Raw genomic sequence first — 14,626 nt, 5'->3', positions numbered from 1 at the left:
GCCTTGCAAAAGGAGAATATTTGCATTTTAATTAGTCTAGAAAAATGTTTCAATAATAGAGATTAGAGAAGTTTAAACAAATATAGGAGAGATATTTAATATGAAAAAAATCCTTATAGGAATAGGTTTAGCTACTATGGCTTTATCAGCTGGGTTTTGTGCTAATGTAACTAGTAAAAGTAGCTGTACAGCTAATTCATATAATAAGTCATGTCAATTAAGAGTAACAAAAGCTGAGGTTAAACTTTTAAAAGATTCTAATGCAGAAGTTAAGATGCGTATCAAGAACTCTAGTGATAAGACAGCTGATATTGTTGCGGCATATTCTCCAATTGATAGAGAAACGCAGCTACATCACTTTGTCCAAAACAGTAAAGGTCAAAAGGTTATGAAACAGATTAAGAATATAGAAATATATCCTCATAACTCTGTTACATTGTCATTCCAAGAGTTACATGTAATGCTAGAGGGTATTAATAAAAAATTACAAGCAGGTGATAAAGTTCCTCTTGTATTGATTCTTGATGATGGGAGCTCTATTTCAGTAGATGCAACTGTAGGGTAAATTCTCTTATAAAGTCTAAATTTAACTGTAGAAATATTTAATTTTTTCTTGTTTTTTAGGTCCTGAAATTTGCCATGTAAGTTCAATACCAGTATCAAGGATATATAATTCTGCAGAATATAAATCATCGACACAGACATGTTGATTCTCGCTGTGCCAAGTATTTTCATCTTTTGGTATTAGATCAAATAGTGTAACAAGATTCTCATAACCAAAACGTGCATGGGATAGCCTAATACGCTTAGAGTTTATTTTTTGCCAGATATATTCATTTTCAATTTTAGTTTCTCGATCAGTATTGTTTAGTTTGAAGTGGCCCTGTTCTTTAAAATATATTGAGTTTTGCTCTACCTTTATTGTTACACTACCTTTTGCGCTTCCATTCCAACCTGTTTGAGATTTCTCACCACTAGATGATTCAAATTCAAAACCGTTTATTTTTGCTAGTTGAGAAAATAAGTCCATATTTATAGTTATTGGGTATTTTTATTTAATATTATAGATCATATTTCTTTAGTTAGTAAAATAAGATATTATTGGAAGCCACGGTGATAAAAGAATAATTTATGAACTCTAGAACTATAGGCTCAGTCTTTCTTATAATTGGTACTACTATTGGTGCAGGTATGCTTTCGCTACCACTAATTGTGGCATCGTGTGGTTTTGTTTGTGCTGTTATACTTCTGGTTTTGTCATGGAGTGTGATGTATATCACAGCTTTAAAGCTTTTAAGCGTATGTGAGAGATATCCAGTAGGGGCAAACTTTACAACCATGATGCAAGAGAGCTCATCAAGATTTTATTTGCTAATTTTTAGTGTTATTTACTTACTTTTATTATATTCATTATTAGCAGCTTATACTACTCAAGGGTCATCACTTGTCTCTATGCTAGGAGGTGTTGGTGATAGTTCAAGTAAATTTCAAGTTGGAATATCTTCGATTATTTTTATCCTGATTTTTGTAGCATTTATGTTTAGTTATAAGGCTAGCGATTATACAAATAGGGTTTTTGTTACGTTAAAGTTTGCCTTTTTTATAATAGCTATGATGATTATGCTGTTTTATATAAATCTGAACTATTTGAGAGATGGGCCTTCAGGAGTTTCTTCATTTATATATGCATGGCCTACTCTTCTACCAGCATTTGGTTTTCATAATATCATTCCGGTTATTTATGAGTATCAAAAAGGTGATATTAAGAGTATTAAAAAAAGTATATTTATTGGGAGCATGTGTGTCTTAGTTGTATATGTTGTATGGGTATTTTTAGCCTTAGGAGTTGTTCCTCAGCACAATATACATAGTTATCATTCATTATTTAAGTTAGGTAATGATACACCGAGTGGTCTAGTTAGCCAGATCAAGGCGATATCTGGATCAAATACATTAGAGCTTGCTCTAAACTTATTTATTCATATCGCAGTGATAACATCTTTTATTGGGGTAGGTATATCTTTGATGCACTATATTCGAGATTTATTTGTTAGATGCAATAGGCATATAAATAGTTTAGTTGTAGCAATAATATGCTTTATTCCACCATTAATCTTTACGGTATTCTATCCAAGAGGCTTTATTTTAGCGTTACAGTATGCGGCTATATTCGCAGTTATAATATTTGTTTATACTCCAACATTTCTTAGTGCAAGCAAGGACTTAAGAGTGAATTTTTCTCATATCTATGTTGTAGCTATGGGAAGTGCTGTAATTTTATTTGAAGTTTTTAACTTATGTTTTGATATAAACCCTTTTCTAAGTTAGATTATTGACTGAAGACCTTATTTACACCATATGGTGATGGTGCATTACTAATATCTACTTGACTTCCTGATGAGGCTATAGATGTTCTAAAACTACTAGGGTCATAAGTAACTTGGATATCATTTGCAGAGTTAAGGCTATATTGTCCCATTGATGTATTTGTAATTATACTATGGATATCTGCACTTACTTGAGTTACTCCATCTACTGAGGTCTCACTGAAAACAACAGCTATTATATTTTCATCAATAGGCATTATATCTATAATACTAGCATTATTATAGGTAGTAGAGCTAGTCTCGGCTAAGGTATTACTTGCGGTATTTAAGCTATATATTCGTAAGGTAGAGTTTATAAGATTTGTAGTTCCAAGGATAATAAAGACACCTAAGTTGTTACTAATTAGTATAGGTGAGGTAACTAGAGTTGGCGTTATACCAAGAAGTCCAGCAACATTAAGAGATTGAGGGTTACTAAGATCAGCATTTAATACATGTATAGTTGAGAAAATATTATTTGTGCTTAGTGGTATTACAATTATTTTATCAGTTATTTGGTTATTACTAAGTGATACTGGAAGAACTACAACGTTTGATACTGACGTTGGACTAACAAACCCTGTTGCTATTGTTTCAGTATCGCCTTCTTGTGTAAACGTATTGTCAGCCTCAAGTCTTTGTAACTCTAGGTCTAAGCTATCTGTTGCTGATGAACTTCTTGTTGTCACTAAGTTAAGAGTACTACCTGATGTTGGAATAAAACTGATGTTAACAAAAGCCAATAAGGTTGTAGGAATAAGTATGCTACAAAATAATATTATACTTTTCGTAACTCTATAAATGTATTCCATATTAGATCATTAGCAAGTATTTTCTCATAAAGTCATTGTAGCATATTTTTACTACTTCAAGTTTTTCAATTATTTTTTTAGGTTAATTATTTATAAAAGAAATTGGGAAATATAAAGAGAATAGCTGATATAATTTTAACTAATTAATGATAAAATTAAGAATTGAAGTTATAGTAATATAAATTATATTTGATAAATATAAGAGGTTGTAAGAAGAGTGTCTCTGTCAAAGCAGCAAGGATTTACACTAATTGAGTTGGTAATTGCTATGCTAGTTATATCTATAGCGGTGTTGTCATATGAGATTATCTTATATAGAGCACAAGGTTCAGAGAGTCTCTTAGTTAATGATGCGGAGCTCGTTGGAACGGCCGATAATAAGTTTAATGAATTTTTAATTACCGGAAATCTAGATACTACGGTACCTAGCGGGACATCTGTTACTATTAATTCTCAAAGTACAGATAACTGGACTTTTACAAGCAGTAAAGATACTACTCTAAGTATAAACATGGACTTATCACAGAATGGGACGTAAAGATTGTGGAGTATCATTAGTAGAAGTGTTGGTAACTATAGCAGTTGGAATGATTGTTATAGTTATGATCGTACAGTCTTTTTTTCAAATGAGAAAGCAAAATCTTGAATCTGTCGAAACATTGCATTCTTATACTGAGGTTGTTGAGGCTGATAATATTTTCAGAAATTTAATCGATGGGGCATATATTTCAGGAAATGCCACATATTCACCTTGGAAATTATCATTATCTCAAATAAGTAGTGGCTCACAAATAGACCCTATTAGCTATCCAATAGTCTATGCTCAAGGAGCTCCATTAGTTGATGGTATACCTGATGATGCCCAAGCAGGTACAGATCTTTTAGTTGTCCAAACAATAGATGATCCACAAATTCTTACAACAGCTATAGCATCAGGAGCATCTTCTTTTACTCGTCCAGCAGATGGAGCTTCAGCAATTGCTGCGGGGACATATATGCTATTATCAAGTGAAAGTCATCAAAACTTAATAACCGTAGTTAGTGATGTGGTAAGTGGTGCAACAACTGTTAATTTGGGAACTGGTGGTGCAGGTGAGACAGCAAGTATTAATCAAAACTTTCCTTCAGGTTCAACATTATATACTGATTATGTCGTTAAAGTTGTTTATATTTCAGAGCAAGAAGATGCTCAAGGAAATATTGAAAATGATCTTGTTCAATTAAGCTATGATGGCACTGGAGATCCTATTAGAACAGTTTTATTATCAGGAGTTAGTGGTTTACAGATTAATTATGTTGGGGTTAATGGTCAATGGGTAAGAGTTAGTGCTAGTCCTCCACAAATATCTGATTGGTATAAGAGGATTAGAGGTTTAAGGCTAACATATAATTTAAATGATGAAAGTCATGAAACAATAGTGGCCTTTAGAGGCCTTGGAGATAACTCAATTACAACGCCGTAAGTATAAAATAGTCTTCTTTAAAAAATTATCAAAGATAAAATGATAAATTGACTACTAAAGTATATAATGTACTATTAGAATTTTTATAAATAGAAGATTTATCTAGTTATGCGATTTGTAGATGAAGTAGTTGTTAAGCTTCAAGCAGGTAAAGGTGGCAATGGTTGTGTTAGCTTCCGAAGAGAAAAGTATGTCCCTAGAGGTGGCCCAGATGGTGGCGATGGTGGACATGGTGGGAGTATTTATCTAAAAGCTGATGAAAATGTAAATACACTAATTGATTATCGTTATAAACGAGACTATCAAGCAGAAAATGGTCGCCCTGGTGAAGGACGCAACTGTTATGGTAAAGCTGGTGAGGATTTGTATCTTACGGTTCCAGTTGGGACGAGTGTCTTTGATGCTGAGACAAATAAGAAAATAGGTGAAGTCCTTAAGCATAATCAAACTTTTAAAATTGTCGAAGGCGGTAAAAGAGGTATAGGCAATACTCACTTCAAAAGCAGCACAAACCAGGCACCAAGAAAGTTTACATTAGGTGAAGAGGGTGAATATAGAGAGGTTCGCTTAGAACTAAATCTACTGGCTGATATAGCTTTATTAGGGCTACCAAATGCAGGTAAATCAACTTTGATTCGCTCAGTATCTCAAGCGACACCTAAAGTGGCAGATTATCCATTTACAACTATGTATCCACACCTTGGTGTAGTTAAGGTTGGCGTAGATAGCTTTGTTATGGCAGATATCCCTGGAGTTATTGAGGGGGCTGCTGAAGGCGCTGGTTTAGGCTTAAGATTCCTTAAGCATCTAACTCGAGCTAGATGTGTATTACACGTGGTTGATATTTACCCATTTGATGATTCAGATCCTATTGAGAACTATTTTGCTGTTGAAAAAGAGCTTGAAAAATATAGCAAAGAGCTTTTTGACAAGCCAAGATTTTTAGTTATAAATAAAATCGATTTATTAGCAGATCAGGTGGATGAAAAATGCCAAGAGTTTGTTAATAGTATTGGCTATCAAGATAAATATTATGTAATCTCAGCAGCTATGAAAAAAGGAACACAAGAATTAGCTAAAAAATTAAATGAATTCTTACAAAAGCAAGAGTAAATATAGATGAAAATAAGAAATCTGATATTTGGTTCACCCATTCCTACAGCTAAGCAAGATGAACAAAAAATAGGACTTTTTTCAGGCTTTGCGATTTTATCTTCAAATGCATTATCATCAGTATCTTATGCAACGGGAGAGGTTTTTATAGTTTTAGCAATAGCTGGGGCTACAGCAGTTTCAAAGTATGCTATTGGTGTTGGGCTAATGGTGATTTTGCTAATATTGCTAATGGGTTTTTCTTATGCTCAAGTTATAAAAGCTCACCCAGAAGGTGGTGGATCATACTCGATAGTAAAGTCACATTTTAGTGAAAAGCTTCTGCTACTTACCGCAGCATCATTGATTATTGATTATATACTTACCGTGGCAGTATCTGTTTCAACAGCCTCAGTTGCTATTAGCTCAGCATTTCCTATGTTAAATAACTATATTGTTGAGCTGGCATTAGTATTACTCGTACTTTTGATGATTATAAACCTGCGGGGTGTTAAATCAACAGCAAGAATATTTGCATGGCCAACGTATATGTTTATTGCTTCAATACTTATAATGATAGTTGTTGGGGTTTATCAGTATAGTGATGGTTCTCTTGCAAAATTTGAGTATACTCAGAACTATTTTAATCAAATGCATACTTCAATAGGAGTATTAACCATTACGTTGGTTTTAAGAGCATTCTCTTCAGGTAGTGCAGCTTTGACAGGAATTGAGTCTTATGCAAATGGCGTTTCAGCATATAAATCACCAGTAATGTCAAAAGCAATATTTGGTATTGTCTTAATGACTTTGCTATCTATAGTTATGTTTGCAGGTGTCACATTTATAGCGACTAAAACAAAAATATATCCAGCTTTTTCAGAAAGTGTTTTATCTCAAGTAGCCCATCAGGTTTTAGGAAATGGTATCTTATATTATTTTCTACAGGCATCTACATGTCTGATACTTTTAATGGCTGCAAATACTTGTTTCACAGGATTTCCTACTCTAGCATCAATTATGAGTAAAGATCAATATCTACCAGAACAACTTCAGCGTGTTGGAGATAGATTTGCCTTTAGAAATGGGATTATAATGCTGACAATTTTATCAGCTATTTTAGTAGTTATTTTTGAGGCTCAAGTTAGTAAGTTGATTCCATTATACGCATTTGGTGTATTTATTGCATTTACTCTTTGTCAGGCTGGATTAGTTAAATTCTGGTATAGAAATAAGCGTCAATATAAGAGCTGGGGCTTTCGAGCTTTTATAAATGCTTTTGGCTGTGTAGCTACATTTGTTGTGCTAATAACAATTGTTGAGAGTAAGTTTTTTGAAGGTGTATGGATTGTCATAATTGCGATATTAGTGATTATGTTTGGTTTGTACTCGATCAAAAATCACTATATTAAAAGAGAAAAAAGTCTAGCTTTGAGTGTTGATGAGGCGATCGTAAATGCCTGTGTATATGAAGATGCTAAGCCTAAGATTGTAATTTTAGTGTCACGTATTCACCGAGGTACAATAGAAGCTTTAAGATTAGCAAGAAATATCTCTGATGATATCACACCAGTTTTTGTTTCAGCTAATGAGAAAAAAATAGCGAAGATAAAATCTCAATGGAAAAATCTAGCCTTTAAAGAAAAGCTTTTAATAATGCGACCTGTATATAATTCGTTTATTACTCCAGTATTACAGATTTTGCATAAAAATGATTTAAGAGATCCTGAGAGAGGTTACTCTGTAGTCGTTATCCCTGAGGTTGTTAATACAAAATGGTGGCATTTTTTACTTCATAATCAAAACTCTCGTATGGTTAAGTTAGCGATTGCTGCAATGGATAAAAAAGATAAAAGAACAGCATCAAGAGTAGTTATTTCGGTACCATATAAAGCAGAATAGCGAATGAAAGCCTTCTTTATAAACTATTGGGCAATATCTAAAGATTTCTGGAAAAGTAGAGCTGGAATAGTGGCTCTAACTGTACTGTCAATATGCGCGATTTTTGAGCTTACAAGTGTTGCACTAAATGTTTACTTAAACCATTGGTACGTTGCTTTTTATAATGCTATTGAGCAGTATGATAAACCAACACTTATTCGAGAACTTATTATATTCTCATTTATTACATCTGGAATGTTAATCAATAGTTTTTTAGCTTATCTTTTGGGTCAGTATTTAATTATATTTATCCGAAAACCATTAACAGAAAACTATGTTAGTAAGTGGCTTAATTCTAAGAGTTATCTAAATTATTCTCGAAGTTATGATAATCCTGAGGAACGTATAAGTTATGACATTTTACAATTTATCTCTTTATCAAAGTATCTTTTTTTAAAAACTGTTCATTGTATTGCAACACTTATTTGTTTTGCGATCATTTTATGGCAGTTATCAGGAGTATTATCATTTTCATTATATGGTCATCAATTCTATATCCCAGGCTATTTATTTTTAGTTGCAGTTATATTGGGTGTGGTTAATGTTATATTTGTTTTTAGAGTTGGAAGGCCTTTAAAGAATCTTTTGTATAGTCAACAGAAATATGAGGCTGATTTTAGGTATGGGCTTTCAGTTGTTAGAAATAATAAGACAGCAATATATGATAACCAGTCAGAGAAGAAGGAATTTGTTACATCAAGAAAACATTTAAACAACATTGTACAAAATTTTTATCAAGTAACCTTTAGAAGAGCTAAAATTGATATTGTAAGAAGCTTTTTCATTCAAATTTACTCTTTAGCAGGAATTATTCTGGCGTTACCAAGATATTTTGCAAAAAGCATTAGCTTTGGGCAGGTAATGCAGGTTAACTCAGCATTTTATAATGTTATCTCACCAATGTTGTTTTTAGTTTTTGGATATGAAGAGTTAGCTGAATTAAGAACTAATGTCTCAAGACTTGCAGAGCTTAAAAAGTCAATAATCAACTCTAAGAGTAAAAGTAATCCCAGACAAATAGATTACTCTCAGCAGCATTTAGTAGTTTTAGAAAATTTATCAGTAACAAAAGATTCTGAGCTAATGCTTGAAAATATTAATATCTCTTTAAACAGTAATGACTCTATACTTTTACATGGTAAATCAGGTATTGGCAAAACTAGTTTATTAAGAGTTATAAATGGCCATAGTGATAATTTTAAAGGTAAGATTATTTTTAATAGAACTCCTAAAATGCTTTTTTTATCACAAAAGCCATACTTCCCTGAAGATGATTTTAAAAGAGCAGTATTTTATCCTTCTTTTTCCAGTATTCCCTCAGATGATGAGTTTAGGAGAATATTGAGTTATTTAGGAGTTGAATACCTACAAAAATTTATAGGAACAATACATGATTGGCGTAATGTTTTATCCTCTGGGGAGCAGCAAAAATTGCGTTTTTGTAAGATATTTACTAAATACTATGATTTGATACTTATAGATGAGGCGACATCAAATATAGATGCTAATTCTGAAAGAGTAATATATTCGTTATTAAAGTCTAAAAACATCGCTTATATTTCTGTTAGCCATAACATAAGAGTTAAAGAATATCATAATAAAGTCATTGAGCTAACTAATGATTAATAAGTAAATGAACAGCTATACTAGCAAAATAGCCAATAGCTATAACCCATGTCCATTTTAAATGTCCCATAAAAGTATATTTACCTTTTGATTTACCCATTACAGCAACACCTGCCGCAGAACCAATTGCTAGAAGACTACCGCCCACACCAGCTGTAAGGGTTACTAGTAGCCATTGTGCATGCTCCATAACAGGATTCATACTAAGTACAGCAAACATTACTGGGATGTTATCTACTATTGCTGATAATATTCCTATTACAGTGTTTGCCTGGGTGTGAGCAGAGAATATATTAGGAGCGACAGATTGCATATCTGTATATATGTATTGTGAAGCTATGCCTAGGTAGCCAAGAGCTGCAAGGCCTTGAACAGAAACTAAAATACCATAGAAGAATAATAAAGTATCCCACTCAGCGTCTTTGACTTTATCAAAAATATCAAAAGCATGGGGAGGCATTTTACGTCCTTTAGGATTTCTATTTTCATAAGCTATCTTTAAACCATAGAAATAGTTATAAATCATGACATAACCAAAACCAGTCATCATACCTAGAGAGGGAGGTAAATGAAGAATATGCTCAAATGAAACAGCTGTAGCTATAGTAAGTATAAATAGAATAATTACTGGTATAGCCCCACGTTTTAGTTCAACTTTATCTTCAACTATTGATTGGGCCTCCATTTTAGGTAAAAAGAAGCTCATTATGATAGCAGGAATTAAAAAGTTAACTAGTGATGGTATAAAAATATCAAAAAACTCAGTAAACCCAACAACACCTTTTTGCCACACCATCAATGTTGTGATATCGCCAAATGGTGAGAATGCTCCTCCTGCATTTGCAGCAACTACAACGTTTACACATGCCATTGTAACAAACTTCTTATTATCTTTACCTATTGAAATGACAACAGTGCTCATAACTAAAGCTGTAGTTAGGTTATCGGCAACTGCAGATAAGAAGAATGAGATGATTCCTGTTAGCCAAAAAGTTCCTAAAAAGCCAAATCCAGCTCGAAGCAGAGTACTTTTTAACTTGGCAAAGACATTTCTATCTTCCATAAGGTTTATATATGCCATTGCAACTAATAAGAAAAGCAAAAGCTCACCATATTCGGTCATAATGTGATTAAAGTTACTATGAACAATATTATCCGCACCAACAGATTCACCAACTATTGCTACTAAAATCCAGATTATACCAGCAGCAACAATAACAGGTTTTGACTTGTTAAGTTTTGTGAAATCCTCAGTCATAACTAATAGATATGCTAGGATAAATACTACTATTGCAGCGATTGCTAGAGGGTGACTCGTTGCATTAACACTAACAGCACTAAGTGTTGATTCACTATCACTTGCAAAAGATAGTATTGGTAGCATTATTATGGGTAGAGTTAATATAAGTTTTTTAAACATTATTTATCTAAAGGAATTATTTATGACGATTATTATAACATTGTGAACTATTTAATTTATAAAAATTCAATTGCTAGTTTATTTAATAAAGTATGAAAATAAGGTAAATTCTAAATTAGTAAAATATTTTAAATATTCTGTTATAATACTCCGTTATCCAATAATAATACCAGTATGGAGGTTCTTATGTGGAAATATTCTCCATTAAAGACAATTCTTATCTTAGGGCCAATGGTTTTTGCTTTTGCATTAGCTATGGATGTCTATATGCCCGTTCTACCAGAGATGCGTGAAGCGTTGAATACTACTCAACAAATGGTGCAAGTTACACTATCTTTATTCTTAGTCGTTACAGGTGTCGGTCAATTATTTTTAGGGCCATTATCTGATCAGCTAGGTAGATTTAAAGTTATTCTTCTGTCATCAATACTCTTTGTTATAGGCTCTGTTTTATGTGCAGTATCAAATACTATCGATTTTTTAATATTCTCAAGAGTTATTCAGGGTCTTGGATGTTGTGGCTTATCAGTATGTGCTTTTGCTATTATTAGAGATGCCTATTCAGGTAAAACGAGCTCGATGATATATAGTTTTATAAATGCAATAATATCTGTTTCACCAATTATAGGTCCTCTTATTGGCGTTCAATTAGCCACGCATTTCCAGTGGCAGTCTGCTTTTATATTTTTAACAGGTTTGGCAATTATAGCTTTTTTAATTGTTGCTATCTTTGTGAAAGAGAGCTTGCCTGTTGAAAGACGTAAAAAAATGTCATGGGATGTTTTTGCAAGGTATTTATATGTTGGTAGATCTCTACAGTTTTGGGCTTATTCTTTGACGGCAGTTTCGGGAATGGCTTCATTTTTTATACTGTTTTCAATGACTCCATATATTATTAATTATCTTGGTTATTCAATTTCAAAGATATATGTTGTTTTTGGTTCTGCTGGGGTAGCATTTCTAGTAGGATCGTTACTATCTGGGGCAATAGTTAATAAGCTTGGGGTTTATAAGACGGCTATATTTGGGGTTGCTTGTGTTTTTGTTGCCGGTATAACATCCTTAACTATATATATGATCTATGGTTTGACACTTTGGGGATTTTTTGCACCATGTTTCTTTGCTACTTTTGGAGCGGCTTTTACGACAGGTACAGGAGCTAGTGGTAGTCTAGAGCCATTTTATGAGATAGCAGGTGTCGCTGCAGCATTATTTGGAACTATGGAGTTTGCAATTAGTGGTGTTATAGGAAGTATAGCTATGCTTTTCCCAGCAACAAGTTCTTTGCCCATTGCTATTACTATGATTATTATGTCAGTAGTATGTTTTGTACTTCTTTTCTTAATAAAAGGTAAAGTGAAATAAAAGTTTAACTGATTTTAAGCATTTAGCTTAGGTGAGAGTCGTAGTTGATAGATGCCTGTTTAAGTTTTGTAATATCTGAAGAGCATAAGTATCGTTTTAGATGTTCAAACTTTTCTTGGCTCCAGTTGTAAATATCTAATTTCAGTAATTCGGCTATGATTTCTTTACTAAATCGGTATTTTAGTAGTTTAGCTGGAGATCCAGCAACAATACTATATGGTTCGACATCTTTAGTAATAACGGTGTTTGTGGCAACAATAGCTCCTTCACCAATAGTAACTCCTGGCATTATTATACTTCTCATTCCTAGCCAAGCTCCATCATTAATATGAGTGTCTCCCTTACCAATATAAGCTTCTTCAATAAATTCCATAAAAGGATATAAACAAAACCAGTCTGATCTATGAGTATGATTGCCTCCCATCATAATAACAACTTCTGGAGCTATACAAACATAATCTCCAATATATAGTTTGTCGATTGGCCATTTTGCTTCCCATTGTTTACTTATTTCATCACCGTATAAATAGCGAACAACAGATTCTTCAAAGCCAGAATCCCAGCAATCACTATAGTAGCTATGCTTTCCTTTAATAATTATATTGGGGTTTTTTACACTTTCATGTAATAGTTGTATCTTAGACCAGTGCTTTTTAGACATTTATATTTATTCCATTTACAGGTTTTTGATCATTAGAGCAAATTTCATATCTTCAGGTGAGACATTATCAAATTTGATTTTAGCTTGATAGCCACTTCCTTTTGCCTCTTCCATATGTTTACCATCTTTATCTAGCATGTTATCTAGGATGATTTCACGACTTCCCGATGGTAGCATTAACTCTATACTATCGCCAATTTTTATCTTATTACGTACATTTACATTGGCATAGCCTGTATGTTGGTCAAAATCTGTAATTTCACCAACGAATTGTTGAGTCGAACTACGAGAGTCAGAGTTTTCATATTTTTGATATTCATCATGGACATGGCGACGATAAAAGCCCTCTGTATAACCACGGTGTGCAAGTCCTTCAAGCTTATCCATAAGGCTCATATCAAAAGGTTTACCTGCTAGAGTGTCTTTGATAGCTTGATCATAAAGTTGAGCAGTTCTGGCAGCATAAAAGAATGACTTTGTACGTCCTTCTATTTTGAAACAATCAACGCCCATTTTTGTCATTGCTTCGACATGTTGGATGGCTCTTAGATCTTTTGAGTTCATGATGTATGTGCCATGCTCATCTTCAAACATAGGGTTATACTGTCCAGGCTCTTTATCATTTTCTATTAGCACAACTTTATCAGAAGGTTGACCTATACCAAGAGTCGATTGAACCTGTGTTGGTTCGAAGTCACCCCAATCATTTTGTTTTGCCTCTGCAACTTTATAGTTGTTTCTACAAGCATTGTTACACACGCCTTGATTAGGATCCCTATGACTATAGTAACCAGATAGTAGACACCTGCCTGAGTAGGCCATACAAAGTGAGCCATGAACAAAAGTTTCAATCTCCATGTCTGGAACATTTTCTTTTATTTCAGCTACTTCACGTAGTGAAAGCTCTCTAGATAAAACAACTCTGGTGATGCCAAATTTCTGCCAAAACCTTACAGTCTCGTAGTTTACAGCGTTTGCCTGGACAGATAGGTGTATTTCTTGATCTGGAAAGTGTTCACGTATAAGCATGATCATACCAGGATCAGACATTATCATAGCGTCTGGTTTTAATGCCATGACAGGAGCTATATCTTTTATATATGTTTTAATTTTTGCATTATGTGGGGCAATATTGTTTGCGAGCATTATTTTTTTACCCTGTGCATGAGCTTCATTTATAGCAGTCTCAAGAGTTTCTAGCTTTGAGAATTCATTATTTCTTGCTCTTAAACTATATCTTGGTTGACCAATATATACAGCATCAGCACCATATGCAAAAGCATAGCGCATAGCTTTTAAAGTTCCAGCTGGAGATAGAAGTTCAGGTCTTTTCATTATTATTTATCCTTTGATGTAGTATTTATCAATTTAATTTTTAGATTGTGAATAATTTACACAAAGAATTTTAACGTTTTATTGTTTATCTATAAAGTCTTATTTTTTGATAAAAGAATAAATGAAAAAGCAGATAACAGGTAGCCCAATAACGATGAAATAAGTTACTATAAGTCCATTATATGGTTCTGTCGCAAATATTTAAATCAGTGACAATTTTCATGAAATCAGTATGCTCTAGATACAGTTATGCTGCTATAGAATAGAATTGATCCCAAATAGTCATATTTTCAGCATTAATGTGCTGACCTTTTCTAATCATATTTATTAACTCATAACCAGCGATAGTAGTCTCCATAGAGTCCCAAGGCTTAAATCCCATCATGGGTCGAGTCAATCGTTTAATACTTCTATGATCCTACTCTATCAAATTATTCAAATACTTATTTTATCTAATTTCAATACCATGAGTTAACCATATACCTAGTAAAAATAAGAAGATATTGATAGTCAGTAATGCAGCCTCATTAGCACCAGATTTATCT

At 33.2% G+C, this 14,626-nt stretch carries 13 protein-coding genes and 1 pseudogene; 8 read left to right on the top strand and 6 right to left on the bottom strand.

Going from position 1 to position 14,626, the window contains the following annotated elements; genetic code table 11:
- The first annotated feature begins 100 nt into the window (after positions 1-100).
- Positions 101-565 carry a copper chaperone PCu(A)C gene (locus F3D62_RS00855; RefSeq protein WP_150466366.1) on the top strand — a complete coding sequence of 155 codons (465 nt, stop codon included), beginning with the start codon at positions 101-103 and terminating at the stop codon, positions 563-565.
- 21 nt (positions 566-586) lie between these two features.
- On the opposite strand, the gene F3D62_RS00850 is transcribed toward F3D62_RS00855, so the two are convergent.
- Complete coding sequence (locus F3D62_RS00850) at positions 587-1,030, bottom strand: DUF6314 family protein (protein WP_150466365.1); 444 nt, start codon at positions 1,028-1,030, stop codon at positions 587-589.
- Between the two features lie 101 nt (positions 1,031-1,131).
- Here F3D62_RS00850 and F3D62_RS00845 point away from each other — a divergent pair, with 101 nt between their 5' ends.
- Positions 1,132-2,328: an amino acid permease gene (locus F3D62_RS00845; RefSeq protein ID WP_150466364.1), complete on the top strand. Its 1,197-nt coding sequence runs from the start codon at positions 1,132-1,134 to the stop codon at positions 2,326-2,328.
- Between the two features lies 1 nt (position 2,329).
- Here the strand turns inward: F3D62_RS00845 and F3D62_RS00840 are convergent, their stop codons facing one another.
- Positions 2,330-3,178, bottom strand: coding sequence for a hypothetical protein (locus F3D62_RS00840; protein WP_150466363.1), 849 nt, complete (start codon positions 3,176-3,178; stop codon positions 2,330-2,332).
- Positions 3,179-3,395: 217 nt separating this feature from the next.
- On the opposite strand from F3D62_RS00840, the gene F3D62_RS00835 reads away from it, so the two are divergent.
- From F3D62_RS00835 to F3D62_RS00815, 5 genes are all read left to right on the top strand, one after another.
- Complete coding sequence (locus F3D62_RS00835) at positions 3,396-3,716, top strand: type II secretion system protein (RefSeq protein ID WP_150466362.1); 321 nt, start codon at positions 3,396-3,398, stop codon at positions 3,714-3,716.
- Entirely contained in the window at positions 3,706-4,641 is a 936-nt protein-coding gene (locus tag F3D62_RS00830) for a PilW family protein (protein WP_150466361.1), read from the top strand. Before F3D62_RS00835 ends, F3D62_RS00830 begins: the two co-directional genes overlap by 11 nt.
- Positions 4,642-4,749: 108 nt before the next feature.
- Entirely contained in the window at positions 4,750-5,754 is a 1,005-nt protein-coding gene (gene cgtA / locus F3D62_RS00825; protein WP_150466360.1) for an Obg family GTPase CgtA, read from the top strand.
- Positions 5,755-5,760: 6 nt separating this feature from the next.
- A complete protein-coding gene (locus F3D62_RS00820) occupies positions 5,761-7,635 on the top strand; it encodes an APC family permease (RefSeq protein ID WP_150466359.1) in 1,875 nt (624 codons plus the stop codon).
- A gap of 3 nt (positions 7,636-7,638) precedes the next feature.
- Complete coding sequence (locus F3D62_RS00815; RefSeq protein ID WP_150466358.1) at positions 7,639-9,300, top strand: ABC transporter ATP-binding protein/permease; 1,662 nt, start codon at positions 7,639-7,641, stop codon at positions 9,298-9,300.
- On the opposite strand, the gene nhaD is transcribed toward F3D62_RS00815, so the two are convergent.
- Positions 9,290-10,720 carry a sodium:proton antiporter NhaD gene (gene nhaD, locus F3D62_RS00810; protein ID WP_150466357.1) on the bottom strand — a complete coding sequence of 477 codons (1,431 nt, stop codon included), beginning with the start codon at positions 10,718-10,720 and terminating at the stop codon, positions 9,290-9,292. The two genes, F3D62_RS00815 and nhaD, sit on opposite strands and share 11 nt — an antisense overlap.
- Before the next feature lie 186 nt (positions 10,721-10,906).
- Between nhaD and F3D62_RS00805 the strand changes: the two genes are divergently transcribed.
- The gene (locus tag F3D62_RS00805) at positions 10,907-12,085 is read left to right on the top strand and encodes a multidrug effflux MFS transporter (RefSeq protein WP_150466356.1); all 1,179 of its coding nucleotides are present in this window, start codon (positions 10,907-10,909) and stop codon (positions 12,083-12,085) included.
- 22 nt (positions 12,086-12,107) lie between these two features.
- Here the strand turns inward: F3D62_RS00805 and F3D62_RS00800 are convergent, their stop codons facing one another.
- The 3 genes and pseudogenes from F3D62_RS00800 to F3D62_RS12890 all read right to left on the bottom strand — a co-directional run.
- Positions 12,108-12,746 carry a CatB-related O-acetyltransferase gene (locus F3D62_RS00800; protein WP_150466355.1) on the bottom strand — a complete coding sequence of 213 codons (639 nt, stop codon included), beginning with the start codon at positions 12,744-12,746 and terminating at the stop codon, positions 12,108-12,110.
- Between the two features lie 15 nt (positions 12,747-12,761).
- The gene (gene yegQ / locus F3D62_RS00795) at positions 12,762-14,081 is read right to left on the bottom strand and encodes a tRNA 5-hydroxyuridine modification protein YegQ (protein ID WP_150466354.1); all 1,320 of its coding nucleotides are present in this window, start codon (positions 14,079-14,081) and stop codon (positions 12,762-12,764) included.
- 247 nt (positions 14,082-14,328) lie between these two features.
- Positions 14,329-14,526, bottom strand: a pseudogene (locus F3D62_RS12890) (DDE-type integrase/transposase/recombinase); the annotation flags it as partial.
- Positions 14,527-14,626 lie beyond the last annotated feature (100 nt).

This window comes from Francisella sp. SYW-9 (assembly GCF_008711465.1).
Taxonomy (GTDB): Bacteria; Pseudomonadota; Gammaproteobacteria; order Francisellales; family Francisellaceae; genus Francisella.
The sequence above is the reverse complement of the archived record's forward strand: the minus strand, read 5'-3'. Positions and strand labels throughout refer to the sequence as shown.